At 71.1% G+C, this 22,351-nt stretch carries 22 protein-coding genes; 13 read left to right on the forward strand and 9 right to left on the reverse strand.

What is annotated here, in order from left to right; genetic code table 11:
• Both BGN98_RS11205 and BGN98_RS11210 read right to left on the reverse strand, forming a co-directional pair.
• A partial coding sequence (locus BGN98_RS11205; RefSeq protein ID WP_288121437.1) for an aspartate/glutamate racemase family protein occupies positions 1–565 on the reverse strand: 565 nt, incomplete at its 3' end.
• Positions 562–2,232, reverse strand: coding sequence for an NCS1 family nucleobase:cation symporter-1 (locus tag BGN98_RS11210; RefSeq protein WP_005051664.1), 1,671 nt, complete (start codon positions 2,230–2,232; stop codon positions 562–564). The genes BGN98_RS11210 and BGN98_RS11205, both read right to left, overlap by 4 nt.
• A gap of 219 nt (positions 2,233–2,451) precedes the next feature.
• On the opposite strand from BGN98_RS11210, the gene BGN98_RS11215 reads away from it, so the two are divergent.
• The 4 genes from BGN98_RS11215 to hpxO all read left to right on the forward strand — a co-directional run bounded on the left by BGN98_RS11215 (position 2,452) and on the right by hpxO (position 5,341).
• Positions 2,452–3,078, forward strand: coding sequence for a helix-turn-helix domain-containing protein (locus BGN98_RS11215; RefSeq protein WP_005051662.1), 627 nt, complete (start codon positions 2,452–2,454; stop codon positions 3,076–3,078).
• Positions 3,079–3,080: 2 nt separating this feature from the next.
• Positions 3,081–3,587, forward strand: coding sequence for a 2-oxo-4-hydroxy-4-carboxy-5-ureidoimidazoline decarboxylase (uraD, locus tag BGN98_RS11220; protein ID WP_005051660.1), 507 nt, complete (start codon positions 3,081–3,083; stop codon positions 3,585–3,587).
• Complete coding sequence (uraH, locus tag BGN98_RS11225) at positions 3,584–3,904, forward strand: hydroxyisourate hydrolase (RefSeq protein ID WP_005051657.1); 321 nt, start codon at positions 3,584–3,586, stop codon at positions 3,902–3,904. Before uraD ends, uraH begins: the two co-directional genes overlap by 4 nt.
• Positions 3,905–4,147: 243 nt before the next feature.
• Positions 4,148–5,341: an FAD-dependent urate hydroxylase HpxO gene (gene hpxO, locus BGN98_RS11230; protein WP_288121438.1), complete on the forward strand. Its 1,194-nt coding sequence runs from the start codon at positions 4,148–4,150 to the stop codon at positions 5,339–5,341.
• A gap of 170 nt (positions 5,342–5,511) precedes the next feature.
• Here the strand turns inward: hpxO and BGN98_RS11235 are convergent, their stop codons facing one another.
• Both BGN98_RS11235 and BGN98_RS11240 read right to left on the reverse strand, forming a co-directional pair.
• Positions 5,512–6,945, reverse strand: coding sequence for a MinD/ParA family ATP-binding protein (locus BGN98_RS11235; RefSeq protein WP_288121439.1), 1,434 nt, complete (start codon positions 6,943–6,945; stop codon positions 5,512–5,514).
• A 48-nt stretch (positions 6,946–6,993) separates the two neighbouring features.
• Positions 6,994–7,230: a hypothetical protein gene (locus BGN98_RS11240; RefSeq protein ID WP_061681924.1), complete on the reverse strand. Its 237-nt coding sequence runs from the start codon at positions 7,228–7,230 to the stop codon at positions 6,994–6,996.
• Here BGN98_RS11240 and BGN98_RS11245 point away from each other — a divergent pair.
• Entirely contained in the window at positions 7,189–7,608 is a 420-nt protein-coding gene (locus BGN98_RS11245) for a substrate-binding domain-containing protein (protein ID WP_288121440.1), read from the forward strand. The genes BGN98_RS11240 and BGN98_RS11245 overlap by 42 nt on opposite strands.
• On the opposite strand, the gene BGN98_RS11250 is transcribed toward BGN98_RS11245, so the two are convergent.
• The gene (locus BGN98_RS11250) at positions 7,605–8,123 is read right to left on the reverse strand and encodes an adenine phosphoribosyltransferase (RefSeq protein WP_036290523.1); all 519 of its coding nucleotides are present in this window, start codon (positions 8,121–8,123) and stop codon (positions 7,605–7,607) included. The genes BGN98_RS11245 and BGN98_RS11250 overlap by 4 nt on opposite strands.
• An 84-nt stretch (positions 8,124–8,207) precedes the next feature.
• On the opposite strand from BGN98_RS11250, the gene BGN98_RS11255 reads away from it, so the two are divergent.
• The 4 genes from BGN98_RS11255 to BGN98_RS11270 all read left to right on the forward strand — a co-directional run bounded on the left by BGN98_RS11255 (position 8,208) and on the right by BGN98_RS11270 (position 13,331).
• Positions 8,208–9,890: a glycoside hydrolase family 13 protein gene (locus BGN98_RS11255; RefSeq protein ID WP_036290524.1), complete on the forward strand. Its 1,683-nt coding sequence runs from the start codon at positions 8,208–8,210 to the stop codon at positions 9,888–9,890.
• Between the two features lies 1 nt (position 9,891).
• Entirely contained in the window at positions 9,892–10,896 is a 1,005-nt protein-coding gene (locus BGN98_RS11260) for a LacI family DNA-binding transcriptional regulator (RefSeq protein ID WP_288121441.1), read from the forward strand.
• 279 nt (positions 10,897–11,175) lie between these two features.
• On the forward strand, positions 11,176–12,399 hold the full coding sequence (locus BGN98_RS11265) for an amidohydrolase (protein ID WP_288121442.1): 1,224 nt from the start codon (positions 11,176–11,178) through the stop codon (positions 12,397–12,399).
• Positions 12,396–13,331 carry a hypothetical protein gene (locus tag BGN98_RS11270; protein ID WP_288121443.1) on the forward strand — a complete coding sequence of 312 codons (936 nt, stop codon included), beginning with the start codon at positions 12,396–12,398 and terminating at the stop codon, positions 13,329–13,331. The genes BGN98_RS11265 and BGN98_RS11270 overlap by 4 nt, the downstream gene beginning before the upstream one ends.
• An 86-nt stretch (positions 13,332–13,417) precedes the next feature.
• Here BGN98_RS11270 and BGN98_RS11275 read toward each other — a convergent pair whose 3' ends face one another.
• Positions 13,418–14,518 carry a VanZ family protein gene (locus BGN98_RS11275; RefSeq protein ID WP_204947979.1) on the reverse strand — a complete coding sequence of 367 codons (1,101 nt, stop codon included), beginning with the start codon at positions 14,516–14,518 and terminating at the stop codon, positions 13,418–13,420.
• Between the two features lie 72 nt (positions 14,519–14,590).
• Between BGN98_RS11275 and BGN98_RS11280 the strand changes: the two genes are divergently transcribed.
• The 3 genes from BGN98_RS11280 to sufU are packed head-to-tail and all read left to right on the forward strand — an operon-like array spanning position 14,591 to position 18,440.
• On the forward strand, positions 14,591–16,645 hold the full coding sequence (locus BGN98_RS11280; RefSeq protein ID WP_288121444.1) for an APC family permease: 2,055 nt from the start codon (positions 14,591–14,593) through the stop codon (positions 16,643–16,645).
• A 60-nt stretch (positions 16,646–16,705) separates the two neighbouring features.
• Positions 16,706–17,977, forward strand: a complete 1,272-nt coding sequence (locus tag BGN98_RS11285; protein ID WP_016463943.1) for a SufS family cysteine desulfurase — start codon at positions 16,706–16,708, stop codon at positions 17,975–17,977.
• Between the two features lies 1 nt (position 17,978).
• Positions 17,979–18,440: a Fe-S cluster assembly sulfur transfer protein SufU gene (gene sufU / locus BGN98_RS11290; RefSeq protein ID WP_288121445.1), complete on the forward strand. Its 462-nt coding sequence runs from the start codon at positions 17,979–17,981 to the stop codon at positions 18,438–18,440.
• A gap of 111 nt (positions 18,441–18,551) precedes the next feature.
• Here the strand turns inward: sufU and BGN98_RS11295 are convergent, their stop codons facing one another.
• Genes BGN98_RS11295 through BGN98_RS11305 form a run of 3 tightly spaced genes read right to left on the reverse strand, consistent with a single transcriptional unit; the run spans position 18,552 to position 21,213 of the window.
• Positions 18,552–19,349 (reverse strand): alpha/beta fold hydrolase, encoded by a 798-nt coding sequence (locus BGN98_RS11295; RefSeq protein WP_036290530.1) that lies wholly within the window; start codon positions 19,347–19,349, stop codon positions 18,552–18,554.
• Positions 19,350–19,396: 47 nt separating this feature from the next.
• Positions 19,397–19,699 (reverse strand): DUF427 domain-containing protein, encoded by a 303-nt coding sequence (locus BGN98_RS11300; RefSeq protein WP_288121446.1) that lies wholly within the window; start codon positions 19,697–19,699, stop codon positions 19,397–19,399.
• Entirely contained in the window at positions 19,696–21,213 is a 1,518-nt protein-coding gene (locus BGN98_RS11305; RefSeq protein ID WP_288121447.1) for an MATE family efflux transporter, read from the reverse strand. Before BGN98_RS11305 ends, BGN98_RS11300 begins: the two co-directional genes overlap by 4 nt.
• A gap of 142 nt (positions 21,214–21,355) precedes the next feature.
• Here BGN98_RS11305 and BGN98_RS11310 point away from each other — a divergent pair, with 142 nt between their 5' ends.
• Complete coding sequence (locus BGN98_RS11310) at positions 21,356–22,276, forward strand: DUF808 domain-containing protein (protein WP_288121448.1); 921 nt, start codon at positions 21,356–21,358, stop codon at positions 22,274–22,276.
• Positions 22,277–22,351: the final 75 nt, after the last annotated feature.

Genomic DNA, 22,351 nt, shown 5'->3' on the forward strand with positions numbered 1-22,351 from the left:
CATCGACCGGATCGCCGGCCGCCCCGGACGCCCCGACCGCGGGGGGATCCAGCGCGGCCCGGCATTCGCGTTCGATGCGGGCCAGGGTGTGCTCGTCGGGCTCCTCGAGGGCGAGCACGGGGATCTCCACGGCGCGGTACTGCGCGCAGGCGCGGTCCATGCCGTAGCGGGCAACGAGGTCGCGGGCCCGTCCGAGCGTGCGTCCCAGCGTCGTCACGATCGCGAAACGGCGCCCCGCGATCGCCGCAACGTGCATCGCCGCCTCCGCGATGCCGATCACCGGCACCTCGACGAGTTCGCGCGCCGCGTCGAGACCGGGGTCGCCGAAGCACGCGAGCACGTACGCGTCGCTGCCGCCGCTGGCGAGGTCCGCGCGGACGAGCTCGACGACGGCCGCGGCCGCCGCCACCTCGTCGACGTGGCTCTCCACCGCCGCCGGTCCCCGACCGGGTTCGGGGCAGACGGCGACGATCTCGGCATCCGCCCCCGCCACCTCCCGGGCGGCGGCCGCAATGGTCGCGGTCATCGCCCGGGAGGTGTTGGGGTTGATCAGGAGGATCCTCACGGGGTGCCGGGTCCCGCCGTCGTGCCGGTGATGGCGGCCACGGGGATCTCGGCCGAGATGGCCGGCGGCTCGGCCGCAGCGGTCGCGGCGGCGCCGTCGAGCGTGCCGTCCGAGACGCCGTCGCTTTCACCGTCGAACGTCGGCACCCGCGGGTCGAGGCGCTCGAAGAGCGCGAACGCGGCGTAGCCCAGGCCGCAGCCGATGAACCAGCTGTAGTCGCTGATCCACGAGATGTCGAACAGTCCCATGTCGGCGAACAGCTTCGGGAAGACACCGAGGAAGACGGCGGGGATGCCGGCGACCAGCAGCGCCTTCATCGCGTTCGGGTTGAAGCCGCGGCGGTACCAGTAGGGGCCCGTCGGGTCCATCGTGAACATCGCATCGGTCTTGATGCGCTGGCGTCCGGCGACGTAGTAGCCGGCGATGAGGATGCCGAACAGCGGACCGATGAGCGCCCCGAGCAGGCCCAGCGTGTAGTGGATCGCGTCGTCGTTGGAATACCAGTTCCAGGGGGTCAGGAACACCGACCCGACGGCGGCGATCATCCCGCCGGCGCGCCACGAGATCTTCTTCGGGGCGACGTTGGAGAAATCGAACGCCGGCGAGATGAAGTTCGCGACGATGTTGATGCCCACCGTCGCGGTGACGAAGGTCAGGCCGCCGAGGAGGATCGCGAACCAGCCGTCGATGGCCTCGACCGTCTTGATCGGGTCGGTGATGAGCTGGCCGAAGACGGGGACGGTCGCCGACGCCGTGATCACGGTGAGCAGCGAGAAGAAGAGGAAGTTGATCGGCAGACCCCAGAAGTTGCCGCGCTTGACCGCCGCGAAGCTCTTGCCGTAGCGGGCGAAGTCGCCGAAGTTGAGCATCGGGCCGGAGAAGTACGACACGACCAGCGCGATCGCGGCGCACATCACCGGGATCGACGACCAGAAGTCCAGCTGCTTGGTCGACAGATTGAACGAGATGTTCTGCCAGCCGGCCTGCGACACGAGGTAGACGGCGAGCGCGATCATCACGACGTAGACGGCGGGGCCGGCGAAGTCGATGAAGCGGCGGATGACCTCCATGCCGTTCCAGAACAGCAGGAACTGCGCGACCCACAGGATGCCGTAGGAGATCCACCCGAGGGCCGACAGCCCCAGGAACGACACGTCCAGCAGCGCGGCCGAGCCGGGGATGAACTTGAGGAACACGATGTTCAGCGACTCTGCGGCCAGGAACGTCTGCACGCCGTACCAGGCGATGGCGATGAGTCCACGGATGATCGCGGGGATGTTGGCTCCGCGGATGCCGAAGATCGCCCGGTTGACGACGGGATACGGCACACCTGTCTTCTGGCTGGGCTTGGCGACGAGGTTGGCGAAGTACTGCACGATGACGATGCCGACCAGCAGCGCGATCAGCACCTGCCAGCTCTGCAGGCCCAGGGCGAACAGCGAGCCGGCGGTGACGTAGCCGCCGACGGAGTGCACGTCGCTCATCCAGAACGCGAAGATGTTGTACGCGCTCCACTTCTGCTTGCGCAGCGGTGCGAGGTCCTCGTTGGCGAGGCGCTCGTCGTACTGCGGCTTCATGTTGCCGGCGCCCGTGGGCATGCCGGCGGCTTCGACGATGTCGTAGACACCGGTCGACGGTGCGGTCGATGTTGGGGTCAGAGAGGTCATGGGTACCTTCCAGGGGTTCCGAGTCGGTGACGGAGGTGGGCGGACCGCGACGTGGAGTCCGTGGCCTGGGGGTGCGTAATGTGAAGTTATTGCTTCACTCTGCCCGCGCGATTTCGCTCGTGTAACGGCTGTGTGAAGTTGGCTCTTCACATGTGACGAACACGTGAAGCCCGATCGGGACGCCGCCCGCTCGGCATCCGCGCCCGATACGATCGCGACATGAGCCGCGCCCCCGCCGTCGATCCGCCGGAGCTCGATGCCGACCGTGCCGAGAGCGCGGCCGACGGGGTCGGTGAGCGGCTGCGCGCCCTGCGGGTCGCCCGCGGCATGTCGGCGCGCGACCTCGCTCGCCGGCTCGGCATCTCGCCCAGCGCGGTGTCGCAGATCGAGCGCGGGGTGATGCAGCCGAGCGTCTCGCGCCTGATCGCCATCACCGACGAGCTCGACGTGCCGCTGACCTCGGTCTTCGACCCTTCCGGATCGCAGGCGCCGACGACACCGACGAGCTTCGGGCTGCGCCGCGCCGAGCACGACACGGCGATCGTGCTGGACGACGGCGTGACCTTCCGCCGCATCTCCCCCGTGCCGACGCCCGGCGTCGACTACTTCGAGTCGACCTACCCGCCCGGTGCGACCGCCCACAGCGACGCCGGACTCTTCCGCCATGAGGGCTACGAAGTCGGCACCGTCGTCTCGGGCGAGCTGACCGTCGACTTCGACGACGAGCGGGTGGTGCTGCGCCCGGGCGATGCGATCAGCTACCCCTGCTCGCGTCCGCACCGACTGCACAACACCTCCAGCGAGCCCGTCGTCGCCCGCTGGCTCGTCGTCCACGGAGCCCGCTGAGCATGGCCGCCGAGATGAGCATCGACGCGTTCGACGCCCTGCCCGCGGATGCCGCGGCATCCACCGTCCGCGTGTGGGCGGCGATCCCGACGTGGGTCGACGCCGTCGTCGCGGCGCGCCCCTACGGCACGCGCGACGCGCTCATCACCCGGGCGGACGAGCGTGCCCGCACCTGGACGCGCACCGAGCTCGACGCCGCCCTCGCCCACCACCCGCGCATCGGCGAGAAGCCTCAAGGCGCGGGAGCCGAGGCCGCCGCCTCACGTCGCGAACAGGCGTCGATGTCGTCCGCCGGGGCCGCGACGACGGCGGCGATCGCCGACGGCAACGCCGCCTACGAGGAGCGATTCGGCCGGGTCTTCCTCATCCGCGCCGCCGGGCGCACGCCCGAGCAGATGCGCGCCGAGCTCGAGCGGCGGCTCGGCAACGACGACGAGACCGAGGCCGCCGAGGCCCTCGATCAGCTGCGCGAGATCGCGCTGCTGAGGCTGGAGGCGACGATCGTATGACCCACCTGACCACGCACGTGCTCGACGGCTCGGCCGGAGCCCCGGCATCCGGCGTCGACGTGAGGCTCCTCGACGCCGACGGGACGACCGTGGCGAGCGGGCGGACGGATGCCGACGGGCGCCTCGCCCTCGGACCCGACGAGCTGTCCGCGGGGACCTACGCGCTGGTGTTCGCGACGGGGCCGTACTTCGCGGCGCGCGGCTCCGAGACGTTCTATCCGTCGGTCACGGTGAGCTTCGCCGTCGCCGACACCCGCCACTACCACGTGCCCCTGCTGCTCAGCCCGTTCGCCTACTCGACCTACCGCGGCACCTGACCCGCCTCACTCGCGACGTCGGGCCCTCCGCAACGTCCGCCCCTCCCCCGCGACGTCCGCCCTCCCCCGCGAGACACGGGCTGTGCACCGAGACACGTCGTGTGCAGCGGTGTCTCGGTGCGTAGACCGTGTCTCGCGGACTGCGGGGGCGGGCGGGCGGCGGGCGGGTGGGCGGGGGGCGGAGGCGGGTGCGGTTACCCCGAGGAAACGTCGCGGTGACACGGCATCCGTAGCGTGGCCGGCATGAAGGTGATCGTCGTCGGAGCGGGTGTCGGGGGAACGAGCGCGGGCATCGCGCTGCAGAGGCTGGGCCACGACGTCGTCATCTACGACCAGATGCGCGAGAACCGTCCGGTGGGAGCAGCCCTGTCGCTGTGGTCGAACGGCGTGAAGGTGCTGAACTGGCTCGGACTCGGCGCCGAGGTCGCCGCTCTCGGCGGCGACATGGCCGACATGGTCTACCTCGATGGGCACACCGGCGAGACCCTGTGCGACTTCTCCCTCGCGCCGGTCACCACCCAGACGGGGCAGAAGCCGTACCCGGTCGCCCGCGCCGATCTGCAGGCGCTGCTGATGGAGCGGTTCGGCCTCGACGGCATCCACCTCGGCAAGAAGCTCGTCGGCATCGCCGACGACGGCACGACCGTGACCGCCACGTTCGCGGACGGCACGACCGACTCCGCCGACATGCTCATCGGCGCCGACGGCGCCCGCTCGATCGTGCGCGACTACGTGCAACCCGAGGGCGCGCCGCCGATCGAGCGCGAGTACTCGGGGTACACCAACGTCAACGGGCTCGTGCCGGTCTCGGCATCCATCGGACGCCCGACGGCGTGGACGACGTACGTCGCCGACGGCAAGCGCGCCGCGGTCATGCCGATCGCCGGCGACCGCTTCTACTTCTGGTTCGACATCCCCCAGCCATCGGGTCTGCCGTATGCTCCCGCGGCAGGCGTCGCACCGTTGCGCGAGGCGTTCGGCGACTGGGCGCCCGGAGTGCAGGAGCTGCTCGCCGCGATCGACCCGGCCACCTCGCTCAACCGCGTCGAGATCTGGGACATCACCCCGTTCGACACCTGGACGAAGGGCCGGGTCGCGATCCTCGGGGATGCCGCGCACAACACCTCCCCCGACATCGGCCAGGGGGCGTGCTCAGCGCTCGAAGACGCCTTCGCGCTCGGCATCGCGTTCGCCACGAACACGCTGGGCGTGGCCGACACCCTCCGCCGCTACGCCGCGATGCGCGTGGAGCGGGCGGGCGAGCTCGTGCTGCGGGCACGTAAGCGCGCCTGGGAGACGCACGCGTTCGATCCCGCCGTGACCGACACCTGGTACGAGAGCCTGCGCGGAACCGACGGCACCGGCATCATCCGCGGCATCGTCGGCAACATCGAAGACAGCCCGGTCAACCTCGGCGGCGGTCTGCTCGCGGGCTGAGCGCGCCGCGGCATCCGTCGCCGGGCCGCCCCGGCGTCACCCGCCGATCCGCGGGCCGAACTGCAAGGGATGCCGCGCGACACGCCGCGGCATCAGCCATCCCGCCGGCGCGTCGCCGTCAAAGCCCTTGCAGTTCGGGCAGGCGTGGTGCGGCCCGCGAGGGCGCGGCGTCAGAGACGACGGGCGATGGATGCCGCGACCGTGAGCCACGCATCGCGGGTCTCGGGCGACAGCGCATCGAAATCGATGGGACCGCCGTCGACGAGCGCGGCATCGAAGGGCACGTGCACGACCTCGGCCGTGACCTGCGAGAAGTGGCGCTCGAGGCGCTCGGCGAGCTTGCGATCGGGCTTGGCCGACGGGGCCGCGAGAATCGTGACGGCCTCGTCGATCTTGTGGTCGAAGCCCTTCTCGCGCAGGCCGTCGAGCAGCCAGGCGGCACTGGCCGCGGTGTCTTCGCGCACCGTCGAGACGATGACGAGCTGGTCGGCCGCGGCGACGGCGGCGACCCAGTTCGAGGCGCGCATGTTGTTGCCGGTGTCGACGATGAGCAGGCGGTAGTAGCGCGAGAGCACGTCGTGGAGGCGGTCGAAGGCGGTCGCGTCGATGGTGGAGGATGCCGCGGCATCCTCGTCCGAGGCGAGCACGTCGAAGCGGGCGTCGACCTGCGTGCGTACGTAGGTGTCGAGCGCCGCGAGGCTCGCTCGATCGGGCGTGGCGAAGCGGTCGAGGTCTTCGAGCAGGTCGACGGCCGTGCGGTGGTGCGGCGCGTTCTGCGCGCGCCAGCCGAGCGTGCCGCGGGTCTCGTTGTTGTCCCAGGCGAGCGTGGCGCCGCCGCGCTGGGTGCCGAACGTCGCGGCCAGCAGCAGCGTCGACGTGGTCTTGTGGGCCCCGCCCTTGGGATTGAGCACCACGATCGTGCGCGGCGCGTCGAGACGGCGCTGCACGAGTCGCTCGCGGTCGAGGCGCGACTGCTCGGCCTTGCCCGGGCGGGGCGAGATCGCACCGCCCGTGAGGCGACGGATCGCTCCGCGCCACCCCTCGGTCGCCCGCGGACGCGCGCGGTCGGCGCGAGAGTTGAGCAGGTCGTCGACCGTCGGCGTGGCCCGCTGGGCCGGCGTGCGCTGCGCGCCCTCGCGGCGGGTGCCGCCGCTGCGCAGCGGCCCGTCGGTCACCGCCACCGCGGTCGTCGCGGGGGCGGACTCCGCAGCCGCCGCGGCGGACGGGGCCGCCGTGACGGGCACGGCGGAGATCGGTGCGGCATCGGATTCGCCAGCCGCAGGCGACGCCGCCGCGACCGGTGCCGGCACGGCATCGGCCGCCGGCGCAGCCGCAGCGATGGGCTCCGCGACCACCTCCGTCGCCGACGCTGTGGCCTCGGTGAAGCTGCCATCGGGGCTGACGACGAGGGCCCACCGTGTGGCGCCGTCGACGACGGTCGCGGTGACCGGCTCACCCGCCGACGCGGCCATCAGCCGGATCGACTCGACGATGCGGCTGCGCAGCCCCTCCTGCGTCGAGGCGAAGACCTCGTCGACCTCACCGGCGAGGTGGATCTCGGCGGCGGTTTGCGAAGTCACGAGCACGGTGGGTTCGAAAGTCACGCCTCCGAGTATCCCATCCTGTGCTGCACGCCGCCGGGGGCGCGGGCCTCACCCGGCGGCGAGCAGGTCATCGACGGTGCGGCGCACCTCGGCATCCGTCTCGGCATCCGCGCCGGTCGCCGTCAGTGTGAAGGCGCGCGACGCGACGTCGAAGGCGACCTCCACCCGATGGGCCGCATGCACCCAGCGCAGCACCCCGGCGGTGCCGCCGAGCTCGGCGGTGAACTCGCCGTCGAAAGCCGGATGAGCGGCGCGCAGCCGCAGCAGCTCGCCCAGCGCGCGCACGACGGGGCGCTCGAGCTCGGTGGCGATCTCGTCGGGCGTCTCGTGTCGGAGGTGCTCGACAGTGGCGCCGAGGTCGATGCGCTCCTGTGCTTCAACGACCGCCTGGCGATGGGCGCCTACCAGGCGCTCCAGGAGCGCGGGGTGCGCGTGCCCGAGGACGTCTCGGTGCTCTCGTTCGACGACACGTCGTTCGCCCGCTGGCTGCGGCCGGGCCTCACGACCTTCGCCTTCCCGCAGCGCGCTCTCGGCCGCGCCGCCGCGGACGAACTCATCGACCTGATCGAGCGCGGTGCCGCGACGGACGGATCATCCCCTCCCCCGGCGCACCTGGTTCCGCTGCCGTTGCGGATGCGCTCGTCGGTCACCGACCGGACTTAGACCCGGAAGACGGAATGGACCGGGCCGCACACCGCGCGCCCCTGAAGCTCGACGAGCTCCATCAGCACCGCCGTCCCCGCCAGCTGCAGGCCGAGCTCGTCGAGCAGGTGCTGGCCCGCGCGCAGAGTGCCGCCCGTGGCGAGGATGTCGTCGACCAGCAGCACGCGCGTGCCCGCCTCGAGGTCGTCGCTCATCTCGATCTCGGCCGTGCCGTACTCGAGGGCGTAGGAGACGGATGCCGCGGGCCGCGGCAGCTTGCCCGCCTTGCGGATCGGCGCCATCCCCACACCCGCCGCGATCGCGACCGCGCCGGCCAATATGAACCCGCGCGCCTCGATGCCCGCGACGACGTCGAACTGCCCCGCGAAGGGCTCGATCACGGCATCCACGACGGTGCGCAGGGCCTGCGCGTCGGCGAGCAGCGGCGAGATGTCGCGGAACAGCACGCCCGGCTGCGGGAAGTCGGGGATGCCGGCGATGAGCGATTCGGCGTGGGCGAGGGCCTCGGAAGTCACCGGTCAAGGCTAGTCGCCGCCGGACGCGACCCGTCGCGCGAGAACCGCCACCGGGTGCGCAAGCGCTTGCGCTACGCTGATGCCATGACGTCGCAGTTGACCTTCTCCCTCCCCGACATCGGCGAGAGCCGCCCCGGCGCCGAATGGTGGCGCACCGCGGTGATCTACCAGATCTACCCGCGCTCGTTCGCCGACGCCTCCGGCGATGGCATCGGTGACCTCCCCGGCGTGACGGCGCATCTCGACGACCTGCGCGCCCTGGGCGTGGACGCCGTGTGGCTGAGCCCCTTCTACCGCTCTCCGCAGAAGGATGCCGGGTATGACGTCGCCGACTACTGCGACGTCGACCCCCTGTTCGGCACGCTCGCCGACTTCGACGAGATGCTCGCCGGCGCGCACGAGCGCGGCATCCGCGTGATCGTCGACCTCGTGCCCAATCACAGTTCCGACCGGCACGTCTGGTTCCAGGAGGCGCTGGCCGCAGCCCCCGGCAGTGCCGCGCGCGCCCGCTACCTCTTCCGCGACGGCAAGGGTGAGAACGGCGAGCTGCCGCCCAACAACTGGGAGTCGGTCTTCGGCGGCCCGGCGTGGACCCGCGTCACCGAGGCCGACGGCACGCCGGAGCAGTGGTACCTGCACCTGTTCGACACGAGCCAGCCCGACTTCGATTGGTCGAACCCCGAGGTGCAGGAGGAGTTCCGCGGCATCCTGCGGTTCTGGCTCGACCGCGGCGTCGACGGCTTCCGCGTCGATGTCGCGCACGGCCTCGTCAAGACCGACGGTCTGCCCGATCACCTTCCCGCGGTGGATGCCGACAGCATGGGCGGCTCCGACGACGACGTGCCGTACTGGGGTCAGGAGGGTGTGCACGAGATCTACCGTGACTGGCACCGTGTGCTCGCGGAGTACGACGGCGACCGTGCGCTCTGCGCCGAGGCGTGGCTGCCCACCGTCGACCGCACCGCCGAGTGGGTGCGCTCCGACGAGATGCACCAGGCGTTCAACTTCCCGTACCTCATGACCGAGTGGGATGCCGCGGCCATCCGCGAGGTCATCTCCGAGTCGCTGCGCGCGTTCCCTGCGGTCGGCGCCCCGGCTACCTGGGTGCTGTCGAACCACGACGTCGTGCGCCACGCGTCGCGGCTCGCGCTGACCGCCGAGAACCCGCAGGGCCACGGCATCGGTCCCGACTCGCCCGGCCAGCCGATTCCCGAGGTGGGCCTGCGCCGCGCCCGCGCCGCGACGACCGTGATGCTCGCCTTGCCCGGCTCCGCATACCTCTACCAGGGCGAGGAGCTCGGCCTTCCCGAGGTCATCGCGCTGCCGCCCGCGTCTCGGCAGGATCCGACCTGGTTCCGTACCGACGGCGAGCGCTACGGCCGCGACGGGTGCCGGGTGCCGATCCCGTGGACCGCGGATGCCGCCGCCTACGGCTTCAGCCCGACGGGCCAGTCGTGGCTGCCGCAGCCGGCCGAATGGGCCACGCTCGCCCGCGACGCGCAGGAGTCCGACCCCGACTCGACGCTGTGGCTGTACCGCACGCTGCTGGCGACCCGCCGCGCCGAGGGCCTCGGAGCGGCGACGCTGGAGTGGCTCGACGGCTACGGCGACGACGTGATCGCGTTCCGGTCCGGTCGGGTCACCGTGATCGCCAACGCCGGGGCCGCGCCGGTGATGCTGCCGTCGGGTACCGTGCTGGTCTCGAGCGAGCCGTTCGACGGCACGGAGCTGCCCGTCGACGTCGCGGTGTGGATGGTCGCGGACTGACGTGACCGGCATCGAGGAGGTCGCGCGCGCCGCCGGCGTCTCGACGGCGACGGTGTCGCGCGCCCTCAGCGGACGGGGACGCCTCTCCGAGGCGACGCGCGAGCGTGTGCGCGCCGCGGCCGCCGACCTCGGCTACGTCGTCTCGGCCGCGGCATCCACCCTCGCCTCGGGCCGCGCCGAGAACATCGGCGTGATCGTGCCGCTGCTGGACCGGTGGTTCTTCGCCACCGTGCTCGACGGCATCGCCGCGCAGCTCGCGCCGCGCGGCTACGACATGACGCTGTACAACCTGACCGACGATCCGGCGCAGCGGCGGAGCCTGTTCGAGGCGTCGCTGCGCCGCCGACGCGTCGACGGCCTCATCGTGCTGTCGGTCGAGCTGAGCGCCGACGAGCTGCGCCAGCTGAACGAGCTGCCCGTTCCCGTCGTGGCGCTCGGCGTTCCGCATGCCGAGCTGCGGGGGCTGCGCGTCGACGACACGGCCGTGGGCCGGCTCGCCACGCAGCACCTGCTGGAACTCGGCCACCGCGACATCGTGCACCTCGGCTGGAGTCTGCCGGACGATGCGGGCGAGACCCTCGACATCCCCACGCGTCGGCGCCGCGGATTCGCGCAGGCGATGAGGGATGCCGGTGTCGCCGCACCCCGCTTCGTCACGGCCGACTTCACCGTCGAGGGGGCGCGCCGCGTATCGCGTGAGCTGCTCTCCGGCCCCGACGCGCCCACCGCGATCTTCGCCGCATCCGACGAGATGGCGTTCGGCGTGCTGGCGGCGGCGCGCGAACTCGGCATCGAGGTGCCCGGCCGGCTGTCGGTCATCGGCGTCGACGGGCACGAGCTGGCGGAACTGTTCGAGCTGACGACGATCGAGCAGTTCCCGCACGCACAGGGCGAGCGCGCCGGACAGACGATCCTCGCGGAGTTGGGCGTCGACGAGGCGGCGGCTGCCTCGGCATCCCTGCCGTTCGAGCTCGTGGTCCGCGGCTCCACCGCGCCGCCGCACTGACCACCGGTTCGCGCCGCCCGCCCTCCCCTGTTCCGTATTCAGTCTGCGCTTCGGGACCTCGGCGCCCGTGCCGCGGAAACACGCGGACCACGCCGGATGCCGGGACCGGCCAGACTGAGTACGGAACGGGGAGATGCCGCGACGCGGAGACGCGGAGAGCCGCGACGCGGCGCGAGCAGTCCCGGCGACGCGGCGCGACCAGTCCCCGCGACGCGGCGTGAACGGCCGCAGCGCGCGCTCTCGGCGACGGCCGAGTGACCGCCGCGTACTCTCGATGGCATGAGCATCGACCTCGAAGCCCTCTACATCGACCTGCACCGCCACCCGGAACTGTCGTTCCAGGAGACCCGCACGGCGGGTGTCATCACCCGCGAGCTCACCGCTCTCGGTCTCGAGTACGTCGAAGGCCTCGGCACCACCGGCGTCGCCACGAGCATCACCGGCACGGCCACCGACGACGGACCCGTCGTGTGGCTGCGCGCCGACATGGACGGCCTTCCGGTGGCCGAGCAGACCGGCCTCGCCTACGCCAGCACCGCCCGCGGCATCGACCCGGCGGGCACCGATGTGCCGGTCATGCACGCCTGCGGCCACGACATGCACGTGGCGGCCCTGCTCGGCGCTCTCGAGCGGCTCGCGGCGACCCGCGACGAGTGGTCGGGAACCGTCGTCGCCGTCTTCCAGCCCGCCGAGGAGTACGGTGCGGGCGCCCGGGCGATGATCGCCGACGGCGTGCTCGACCGTTTCCCGAAGCCCGACATCGTGCTCGGCCAGCACCTGACGCCGCTCCCGGCGGGCACGATCGGTGTGCGCCCCGGAACGCAGATGGCGGCCTCGGACGGCCTCACCGTGCGCCTTCTCGGCCGCGGCGGCCACGGTTCGCGACCGCACGCCACCATCGACCCCGTCGTCATGGCCGCCGCCACCGTCATGCGCCTGCAGACCGTCGTGTCGCGCGAGATCGACCCGCGGGAGATGGCCGTCGTCACCGTCGGCTCGATCCACGCGGGACTCAAGAACAACATCATCCCCGCCGAGGCGAAGCTCGAGCTGAGCCTGCGCTACCCCGACGACGAGGCCCGCGCCGACGTGCTCGCACGCGTCGAACGCATCGTGCGGGCGGAGGCCGCGGCATCCGGAGCGGAGGAGGAGCCGGTCATCACGACCGACCACTCGCTGCCGCCGACGATCAACGACCACGAGGCCACCGCGCGCCTGTCCGCAGCGTGGGAACGCGCCTTCGGCGAAGGGACGGTCGTCGACCCGGGCATGTTCACCGGAAGCGAGGACGTCTCGTGGTTCGCCCGCGAGGCGGGCGTGCCGCTCGTCTACTGGTTCTGGGGCGGGCTCGACCCGCAGCAGTTCGCGGATGCCGTCGCGCGCGGCACCGTGAACGAGGACATCCCCACCAACCACTCGCCCTTCTTCGCCCCGATCCTGCACCCCACGATCGAGCGCGGAGTGGACGCGCTGGTCGTCGCGGCACGGGAGTTCCTCGGATGAGCCTCGAGGATCTGTTCGGCCCCCAGCCCGACGAGCCGGAGCGCCCGGCTCGCGAGCCCCGGGCGGAGCGCGAGCCCCGGGCGGAGCGCGAGCCCCGGGCGGAGCGCCAGCCTCGGCCTTCGCGCGAACCGCGCCCTCCGCGCGAACCGCGTGATCCGAAGCCGCCGCGCGAACCGCGCGAACCCCGCACCCCGGGCGGTGGGGGCGGTTCTCGCACGACGCTGATCCTCGGCATCGTCGCCGGCGTGCTGGCGGTGGCCGTCGTCGCCGTGGTCGGCTTCGCGCTGACCCGCCCGTCCGATTCGGCGCAACCGGCCACGTCGGCGACGGCGGTGGCGACCGACGATGCGTCGGTCCCGGCATCCACTCCCTCCTCGACGCCGAGTCCCACCACGACCGCCGCGGCCACGGGCGTGGCGTTCTCGGCGACCGGCTTCACGCTCACGACCGCCGCCGGCCAGCCCTTCACCTACCGATGGGCCGACGAACCCGCCGCCGCCGTCGCGGCCCTCACCGCGGCCTTCGGGGCGCCTCCGACGCAGCGCACGCAGGCGGGCAACGGATCGACACTGCCGGATTACACCGTGTACACGTGGAACGGATTCTCGCTGTTCGAGATGGTCCCGACCGCGACGCTGACGCGGGCGGACTTCTCGCAACCGGCCTACGCGCTGTTCACCGCGAACGAGGTGGGCGGAGTGCCGGTCACGGCGGAGTTCGGCCTGAAGATCGGAATGAGCGCGGCCGAGGTGCGCGCCCTCACGCCGGCGCCGGCGAGTGAGACGCCGCGCGCCTCGGGCAGCATCCGCTTCGCCTTCGACCCCCAGCGTTCCTCGTTCAAGAACGGCACGCCCTCGTACAGCGTGTTCGCCGACACCGACGGTGCCGACGGCCCGGTCGGCACGATCCTGTACTTCTACGCTCCGCAGTAGGTCGCCGCCGCGGATCGGACGGGCGCCCTTCCGCTCGGTTCACAACTCCGGAGACTCGACGCCGCCAGCAGCCGGCGCCCGGCCGTTCACCCGTTTCGGGACGATTTCTCCGGAGTTGTGAACACCGTCCCGCCGTCGCCCACCGCGGCAGCCGGCTCACGCGCGTCGACGAGCCGCTGCCCGCTCAGCAGCCCGGGCAGCCCGCGGCCGTCGCGCGTCGTGAACACGAGTACGACGGATGCCGCGGCGAACACGAACTGCACGAACGTCCAGGGCGCCGGCACGAGCCCCAACAGCAGATAGCCGCCGATGCCGGCGACGAACCGCAGCGGCCGCGCCACCGGGGCCGGCAGCGGCCCGCCGCGGTAGCGCAGTTCGACGGCCAGGTCACCGGGCGTGCGGCCGGTGGCGAGCACGACGACGGCCCAGATCGCGATCGGCGTCACCGCCAGGGCGAATCGGCCGGCGGCACCGTCCAGGACCGCGGCGTGGTCGCGGACGACGTACTCGAGGAACACCTGCACGGCGACGGCCGAACCGTACCCGACGAGCACGACGCCGAGCAGATCGCAGAACATGGCGAGCAGCCGGCGTCCGCGCGTGACCGGGTGCGGGCGGCTCCCGGCATCCGTCGATCGACGCACCCACCACCGTCGGGGGACGATCAGCGCGACGAGCGAGCCGAGCACCGCCCCGACCGTGTTCGTGAGCATGTCGTCGACGTCGAAGACGCGGTACGCGCACGGGTACAGTCCCCACACCCCGGTGAGCTGGGTGGTCTCGATGGTGAGCGACACCAGCAGGCCGGTCGCGAACGCGACGAGGATGCCGCGACCGCCCAGCACACGGAGGAAGAAGCCGAGCGGCAGGAACAGCAGCACGTTCAGCGCCAGTTGCAGGACGGCGAAGTCGGTGAGGCTGCGGGCACCGCGGAGGTCGTCGACGAAGGCCCAGATGTTCAGGTTCACCCTCGCGCAGGCGTAATTCTCGGCGTCGGGCAGGGGAAGCAGCGTGTACGTCCAGATGGCCCAGAAGTAGACGAGGGCGGCGGCCCACAGCAGAAATCGGCCGACGGTGAGCCGGCCGCGGCGACGGTAGCTGATCGCCACGAACGGCACGAACAGCACGATTCCGACCGCGAATCCGATGGCCAGCGCGACGACACCGGAGTAGACCTCGTTCCGCATGCGTCGATCCTTGCAGCCTCGCGGCGTCATTCTCACGCTCGCCGGGATTGCGCGGCGACACGCGACCGCGTAATGTCGCCCGCCGTGACAGACGACAGTCGCGGCCCCGGCGAAGAGACGCCGATCGCCAAGCGCATCCTCATCGGTGAGCCCCTCACGAGCGAAGAGCTCGAAGGCCAGCTGCTCCCCAAGAAGATGGCGCTGCCGATCTTCGCCTCCGACGCTCTCTCCTCGGTGGCCTACGCGCCGCAGGAGCTGCTGATGATCCTGCTGATCGGCGGGACGGCCTTCCTCGCGCTCAGCCCCTGGGTTGCGGCGGCGGTCGTCGCCCTGCTCATCGTGGTGGTGCTCAGCTACCGCCAGCTGATCAAGGCCTACCCCTCGGGCGGCGGCGACTACGAGGTCGCCCGCACGAACCTGGGCGAGAAAGCCGGCGTCGTGGTCGCGGCGGCCCTGCTGGTGGACTACATCCTGACGGTGGCCGTGTCGGTCGCCTCGGGTGTCGACAACATCATCTCGGCACTGCCGAACCTCGACCCCTTCCGCGTGGAGCTCGCGGTGGGCTTCGTGATCCTGATCATCCTCGTGAACCTCCGCGGTGTGCGCGAAGCATCGACGGCCTTCGCGATCCCGACCTATCTGTTCATCGGCTCGGTCATGCTCATGATCGGCACCGGGCTCGTGCGCTGGATGCTGGGAGACGCGCCGATCGCCGAGAGCGCCCAGTTCGCGGTACAGGCCGAGGATCTCAGCCAGGCGGCGATGATCCTGCTGATCCTCCGCGCCTTCTCGAGCGGCTGTTCCGCCCTGACCGGCGTGGAGGCGGTCTCCAACGGCGTTCCGGCGTTCCGCCAGCCGAAGGTCCGCAACGCGCAGACGACGCTCGTGCTGATGGGTTCGATCGCCATCACGATGTTCGCCGGTCTCACGGTGCTCGCCCTCGTCGCAGGCGTCCACTACTCCGAGGACCCGTGCCGACTCGTCGGCTTCAACTGCGAGGCCCTCGTGCAGCCGAGCCTCATGGCCCAGGTCGCCGCGGCCACCTTCGGTGGCGGCAGCATCCTCTTCTTCGTCGTGCAGGCGGCGACCGCCGCCGTCCTGCTGCTGGCGGCCAACACGGCCTTCAACGGGTTCCCGCTGCTCGGGTCGGTCCTCGCCCGCGACGGCTACGCGCCGAAGGCGCTGAACACGCGCGGCGACCGGCTCGTGTACTCGAACGGCATGATCATCCTGGGCCTTGCCGCGGTGCTCGTGCTCGTGATCTTCCAGGCGAAGCTGACGACGCTGATCCAGCTGTACATCATCGGCGTGTTCGTCTCGTTCTCCCTCGGCCAGCTCGGCATGGTCAAGCACTGGCGACGCGAGCTGCGACTGCTGTCCCCGAAGGCGGCGAAGGCGCGGCGTGAGGCGATCTCCGGTCTGTTCATCAACGCGCTCGGGGCGACCTTCACGATCGTGGTGCTCGTGATCGTGACGATCACGAAGTTCACCCACGGCGCCTACCTCGTGTTCATCGCGATCCCGCTGCTGTCGTTCCTCATGGTCGGCGTCCACCGCTACTACCGCGACGTCGCGCACGAGATCGCGATGGACGACGACGTGCACTACGGCTCGACCGGCGATGTCGCACTCATCCTCGTCGGCACCCTGCAGAAGCCGACGGCCAAGGCCGTCGACTACGCCCTGTCCGCCAAGCACGAGAAGACGCTGGCCGTGCACGTCGCCGTCACGGCGGACGAGGCGCGCGACGTGCAGGACGACTGGCAGTTCCACCACATGCCGATCCCGCTGGTCGTGATCGAGTCGCCCTACCGGCAGTACGCGGCACCTCTCGCCCAGTTCATCGCCGAGTACCGCAAGAAGCACGGCCCGGCGGTCGTCACGGTCTACATGCCGCAGTACATCGTCGGTCACTGGTGGGAGACGTTCCTGCACAACCGGCGCGCACGCCGCATCGCCCAGCAGCTCATGCTCGTGCACGGCGTGCAGATCACCCTCGTGCCCTGGATGCTCGACTCGTCGGAGCTGATCTATGGTCGGCGTTCGCGTCCACTGCCGGGCGATGACCGTCGCGCCGGGCGCCTGCCGAGCTACGGATTGGTCGCGCACACCGACGACGAGTCCTGACATCGTCGCGGCATCCGTCGCACCGGAGCCGCGTCGGATGCCGGGGCGTAGCCTAGAGGGGTGACTTCCGCGACCGCGTCCCCCGCTTCCGCCGCGCCCGTAGCGGCCCTCGACGCCTCCGCGATCAAGGCCGACTTCCCGATCCTCGGCGAGCAGGTCAACGGCCATCCCCTCGCCTATCTCGACTCCGCCGCCACCAGTCAGAAGCCGCTGGCCGTGCTCGATGCGGAGCGCGACTTCCTGACGCACGCGAACGCCGCCGTGCACCGCGGCGCGCACACGCTGGCCGCCGAGGCGACGGAGCTGTTCGAAGACGCGCGAGCCACCGTCGCCGGGTTCGTCGGTGCGCAGCCCGAGCAGCTCGTCTGGACGAGCGGCGCCACGATGGGCCTCAATCTCGTCGCATACTCCATCGGGAATGCGCGCCTCGTGGGACCGGGTGACGAGATCGTCACGACGGCGATCGAGCACCATGCCAACCTCATCCCGTGGCAGGAGCTCGCGGCCCGCACCGGCGCCGTGCTGCGACACATCCCGGCGCACGACGACGGCACGCTCGACATGGATGCCGCGGCATCCCTCATCACCGAGCGCACCCGCGTCGTCGCCTTCACGCATGTCTCGAACGTTCTCGGCATCGTGAACCCGGTCGCCGAGCTCGTCGCCCTCGCGCAGGGCGTGGGCGCGATCACCGTGATGGACGCCTGCCAGTCCGCGCCGCATATCCCGCTCGACCTGCCCGCTCTCGGCGTCGATCTGGCGGTGTTCAGCGGTCACAAGATGCTCGGCCCGTACGGGGTCGGCGGTCTCTATGGGCGCACGCCGGTGCTCGAGTCGCTGCCGCCGTTCCTCACGGGCGGGTCGATGATCACCACCGTGACGCTCGACCGCGCCGAGTACCTGCCGCCGCCGCAGCGCTTCGAGGCGGGCACCCAGCCCGTCGGCCCCGCGATCGGCCTGGCGGCGGCTGTGCGCTATCTCGACGCCGTCGGGCTGGATCGCATCCATGCCCACGAGGGCATGCTGGCCGATCGGATGCGCGCGGGGCTCGTCGAGATCCCCGGCATCCGTCTGCTCGGCGACGCCGCCGGCGTCGGGCGCGTGGGGCTGTGGTCGTTCGACGTCGACGGCGTGCACGCCCATGACGCGGGCCAATTCCTCGACGCGCGGGGTATCGCCGTCCGCGTCGGCCACCACTGCGCCGCGCCCCTGCACACGCGCTACGGCGTCACGGCGAGCGTTCGCGCGAGCACCGCCCTGTACAACACCACCGACGACGTCGACCGTCTCATCGAGGCCGTCGCCGGCATCCGCCCCTACTTCGGAGTCTGACATGAGTGATCTCGACGCCCTCTACCGTGAGCTGATCCTCGATCACTCCAAGCATCCGCAGCACTTCGGTCTCACCGACGAGGGCGACGCGCCCGCAAAGGTCGGCACGATCGGCACCTCGCACCAGAAGAACCCCGTGTGCGGCGACGAGATCACGCTGCGCGCCCGCGTCGACGGGGAGACGATCGCCGACGTGCAGTGGGAGGGCCGGGGCTGCTCGATCTCGCAGGCCTCGGCATCCATGCTCGCCGACCTCGTCGCCGAGGAGGGGCTCAGCCGGGCCGAGGCCCTGCAGCTGATCGAGGGTTTCCGTGAGGCGTTGCGCTCGCGGGGCACGATCGAGCTCGACGAGGAGGTCTACGGCGACGCCACGGCCCTGTCGGGCGTCTCGAAGTTCTCGGCGCGCGTGAAGTGCGCGATGCTCGCCTGGGTCGCCCTCGAAGACGCCATCGCGAAGGCCTGACCCCCCTCCCCCTCCCCGGGGCGGATGCCGAGCCGCTACGTTCTGCGCGAGCCGCCACGATCTGGCGTAGCGGCTCGCGCGAAACGTAGCGGCTCGGCGAAGGGGTGGGGGTTACGAACCGAGGAACTCGAGGGCGGCGCTGCGGAAGACCCGCGAACCCGGCGCGTTGAAGTGGTGGCGGTCGGGGATCTCGACGAAGCGGCCCTGGGGGCAGGCGGCGGCGAGCGCCTTCGAACCTTCGATGATGCCGTCGAGCGATCCCGTCGCGAACATCGCCGGCTGCTGCGGGGCATGCGCGGGGTCGGGATCGACGGTCTTCGACGACCGCATGCCCTCGGCGATGGCGAGGAGCGCCCGCAGGTCGTTGCCCGGCACGCGCTCGGCGAGCGCGATGTAGTTCTGCGTGACCCGGTCGGTCACGGGGGTGCCGTCTGCGATGAGCGCGCGCACCTGATCGAGGTCGAGGCGCGCGAGCGGGATGCCGTCGGGAACCCCGCCGAGAACGGCCCGCGGAATGCGGGGGGCGATGTCCTGCACGACCTCCCAGCCCACGCGGGCGCCGAGGGAGTACCCGACGTAGAACGCCTCGTCGACGAGGTAGGTGTCGAGCATCGTCTCGACGTCCCCTGCGAGCTGGCGGATATCGTACGCGCGGGGCTCGTGCGGCTTGTCGCTGGCTCCGTGGCCGCGCTGGTCGAGCGCGAGCACCCGATATCCGGCAGCGGTGAGATCGCGCACCCAGCCCGTCGCGACCCAGTTGTCTTTCGTGCTCGAGGCGAACCCGTGCACGACGACGACGGTGGGTGCGTCCTCGTCACCCCACGAGTACGTCGCGATGCGGTAGCCGTCGCCGACCATCAGGTACTGCGGGTCGGGCATCTGCGTGAGGTTCTGAAGCGGCGCGGTCACGGTGTCTATCCTGCCGTTGATTCGGCGGCCCCGGTCGCCGCGGCCGGTCACTCCTCGACGCGGACCTCTTTCCAGAACGCGACATAGCCCGAGAAGTCCTTGCCGACGCGGGCGATGCCGCTCTCGTACGGCGTCGGGTACGACCAGGCGCGATCGGCGAGAAGCGCGTCGCCGGAGCGCACGGAGTAGTACTGGCACTCGCCCTTCCACGGGCAGGTGTAGGGCGTGGGGCTCTCCTGCAGGAGGTCCCCGTTCACGCTCGACGGCGGGAAGTACCAGTTGCCTTCGATGGAGATCAGGTCGTCGCGGTCGGCCTCCGCCACCGTCACATCGCCCAGAACAGCCTTCATCGCGTCCTCCGCTTCGCTCGCACCCCACCCTTCCACCGTCGCACCCGGCCCGCAACGAGGTCGGCGGCGGGCTGCTGCGGAAGCGGGATGGACTGGGTGACCACGGCATCCACCACCATCGAGCCGTCCGTCGGGCCGACGACGGCGATGGGGGTGGTGAGAGTCGGCTCTGCGGGCTCGACCGGCATCCGCTCGAGCGCCCGGTGGGCGCGCAGATACGCGGGGATGAGGATGACGCTGGCGCCGACCCAGGCGAGCGGGTTGCTCCACACGACGCCGACGAACCCGAAGATGTGGCCGAGGATGACCGCCGCGCCCACGCGCATCGCCAGCTCGACGAGTCCGGTCACCGTCGGGATGACGGTGCTGCCGAGACCCTGCAGGGTGCCGCGCAGGATGAACAGCACGCCCAGCGCCGTGTAGCTGGCGCCGTTGATGAGCAGCATGAGCGCGGCCAGCTGTACGACGGTGTCGCTGCCGTCGCCGACGAACAGGCGCACGAGCGGGGCTCCGAACGTGATGAGCAGCGCGCCGAGCACGACGGCGGCGGCAAGCGCCATCCAGACCGCCTGCCCGACGCCGCGACGGATGCGATCCGGGCGACGCGCCCCGAGGTTCTGGGCGGCGTACATGGATGCCGCGAGCCCGAGCGACTGCAGGAGGGCGATGGCGAGTCCGTCCACGCGCGACGCGGTCGTGTAGGCGGCGACGGCGTCGGCGCCCAGGGTGTTCAGCGCGACCTGCACCGTCAGGGTGCCGATGGCGATGATCGACGCCTGGAAACCCATGGGCAGGCCGAGTCGCAGGTGCTCGACGAGATCGGCCCGCATGATGCGCCAGTCGGCGCGCTGCACGTGGAGCACCGGCAGCCGACGGCGGACGTACACGAGGCAGAGGATCACCGAGAGCGCTTGCGAGACGACGGTCGCGAGCGCCGCGCCGGCCACACCCAGACCGAACGGACCGACCATGAGGATGACGAGCACCACGTTGAGTCCGCAGGCGATCGTGAGGAAAACCAACGGTGTGCGCGAGTCGCCGATCGCCCGGATGATCGCGGAGAGGTAGTTGAAGCCCATGATGGCGCCGGCGCCGACGAAGCTGACCTGGGCGAACACCGTCGCCTCGTCCATGAGTTCGGGCGGCGTCTGCAGCAGGTGCAGGGCGGGACCGGCCAGCAGCGGCGCGCCGACCGTCAGCACGATCGTCGTGATCGCGGTGAGGATCGTTCCCGCCGCCACCGAGCGGCGCACCGCCGTGACGTCGCGGGCGCCGAAGGCTTGCGCCGTGGGGATCGCGAATCCGCTCGTCAGACCCCAGGCGAACCCGAGCAGCAGGAACAGCAGGCTGCCGGTCGCGCCGACGGCGGCGAGTGCATCGACGCCGAGATGGCGCCCGACGACGATCGCGTCGACGAACTGATACAGCTGCTGTACGACGTTGCCGATGAGCAGCGGCACCGCGAACGCGAGGATGACGCGCCAGGGGCTACCGGTGGTGAGAGAACGTGACATACGACCGGGTTCGAGACGGGGGCGGAAACGGCGAAAGGCGCTCCTCACGGGAGCGCCGGATTCCAGGCTATCGAATCGATTCGAGGAGCGCAAGACTCGGCATCCGTCGGTCGGGCGCGACGCGCCCGGTACTGTTGCTGGCATGTCCGTAGGTCTGCTCGCCGTCGTCGATGACATCCTCAGCGCGGCGCTGAAGGCATCGGCCAAGTCCGCAGGCGTCGTGATCGACGACGCGGCCGTCACCCCGCAGTACGTGCAGGGGCTCTCTCCCGCACGGGAGCTTCCGGTCGTGGGCCGCATCGCCCTCGGGTCGCTCGCGAACAAGTTCCTGATCATCATCCCGATCGCGATGCTGCTCACCGCCTTCGCGCCCGGGGTGCTGCCGTGGCTGCTCATCGTCGGCGGCGGATACCTCTGCTTCGAGGGCGCCGAGAAGGTGCTCGAGTGGTTCGGCTTCCACCACGGCGGCCACGACGACGAGGGCGGGCGCGACGAGAAGCGACTGGTCATGGGCGCGATCCGCACCGACCTGATCCTGTCGACCGAGATCATGCTGATCGGCCTGTCGAACGTCGATCCCGACCTGGACTTCTGGCTGCGCCTGGCCGTGCTCGCGGTCATCGCGCTCTCGATGACGGCGCTCGTGTACGGCGCCGTCGCCCTGCTCGTGAAGATCGATGACATCGGCCTGAAAATGGCGAAGAGCGGTTCGGTGCGCGTGCGTCACACCGGTACGCGCATCGTGCGGTCGATGCCCGCGGTCTTCCGCGTCATCTCGATCGTCGGCACCGTGGCGATGCTGTGGGTGGGCGGCCATCTCGTGCTCGCGAACCTCGGCGAGGTCGGCTGGCACGCCCCGGTCGAACTCCTGCACGCCGTCGAGCACGCGCTCGAGCCCCTCGGGCCCGTGGTGGTCTGGGTCGGCGACACCTTCGTGTCGGCCGTTGCGGGCCTGGCCGTGGGTCTCGTGATCGTCGGCATCGCGCTGATCATCGGCAAGGCCTTCGGCCGCAACCTCAGCTTCAGCGAGGGGCACCGCGCCCCGCACGGCGAGACCGTCTGACGGCGGCGGGCCGCGGTCGAGAAACCACTTTCGCCCCGAGAAATCGTCGGCACAGTGGTTTCTGACGGCGGATGT

This window comes from Microbacterium sp. 69-7 (genome assembly GCF_001897985.1).
GTDB lineage: Bacteria > Actinomycetota > Actinomycetes > Actinomycetales > Microbacteriaceae > Microbacterium > Microbacterium laevaniformans.

Coding starts and splice junctions, on each gene's coding strand:
- BGN98_RS11255 (WP_036290524.1), top strand. CDS start 8,208: ATGACGTCGCAGTTGACCTTCTCCCTCCCCGACATCGGCGAGAGCCGC.
- BGN98_RS11245 (WP_288121440.1), top strand. CDS start 7,189: ATGAGCGGCGCGCAGCCGCAGCAGCTCGCCCAGCGCGCGCACGACGGG.
- BGN98_RS11215 (WP_005051662.1), top strand. CDS start 2,452: ATGAGCCGCGCCCCCGCCGTCGATCCGCCGGAGCTCGATGCCGACCGT.
- uraH (WP_005051657.1), top strand. CDS start 3,584: ATGACCCACCTGACCACGCACGTGCTCGACGGCTCGGCCGGAGCCCCG.
- hpxO (WP_288121438.1), top strand. CDS start 4,148: ATGAAGGTGATCGTCGTCGGAGCGGGTGTCGGGGGAACGAGCGCGGGC.
- BGN98_RS11300 (WP_288121446.1), bottom strand. CDS start 19,699: ATGAAGGCTGTTCTGGGCGATGTGACGGTGGCGGAGGCCGACCGCGAC.
- BGN98_RS11280 (WP_288121444.1), top strand. CDS start 14,591: ATGTCGCCCGCCGTGACAGACGACAGTCGCGGCCCCGGCGAAGAGACG.
- uraD (WP_005051660.1), top strand. CDS start 3,081: ATGGCCGCCGAGATGAGCATCGACGCGTTCGACGCCCTGCCCGCGGAT.
- BGN98_RS11265 (WP_288121442.1), top strand. CDS start 11,176: ATGAGCATCGACCTCGAAGCCCTCTACATCGACCTGCACCGCCACCCG.
- BGN98_RS11275 (WP_204947979.1), bottom strand. CDS start 14,518: ATGCGGAACGAGGTCTACTCCGGTGTCGTCGCGCTGGCCATCGGATTC.
- BGN98_RS11210 (WP_005051664.1), bottom strand. CDS start 2,232: ATGACCTCTCTGACCCCAACATCGACCGCACCGTCGACCGGTGTCTAC.
- sufU (WP_288121445.1), top strand. CDS start 17,979: ATGAGTGATCTCGACGCCCTCTACCGTGAGCTGATCCTCGATCACTCC.
- BGN98_RS11270 (WP_288121443.1), top strand. CDS start 12,396: ATGAGCCTCGAGGATCTGTTCGGCCCCCAGCCCGACGAGCCGGAGCGC.
- BGN98_RS11310 (WP_288121448.1), top strand. CDS start 21,356: ATGTCCGTAGGTCTGCTCGCCGTCGTCGATGACATCCTCAGCGCGGCG.
- BGN98_RS11305 (WP_288121447.1), bottom strand. CDS start 21,213: ATGTCACGTTCTCTCACCACCGGTAGCCCCTGGCGCGTCATCCTCGCG.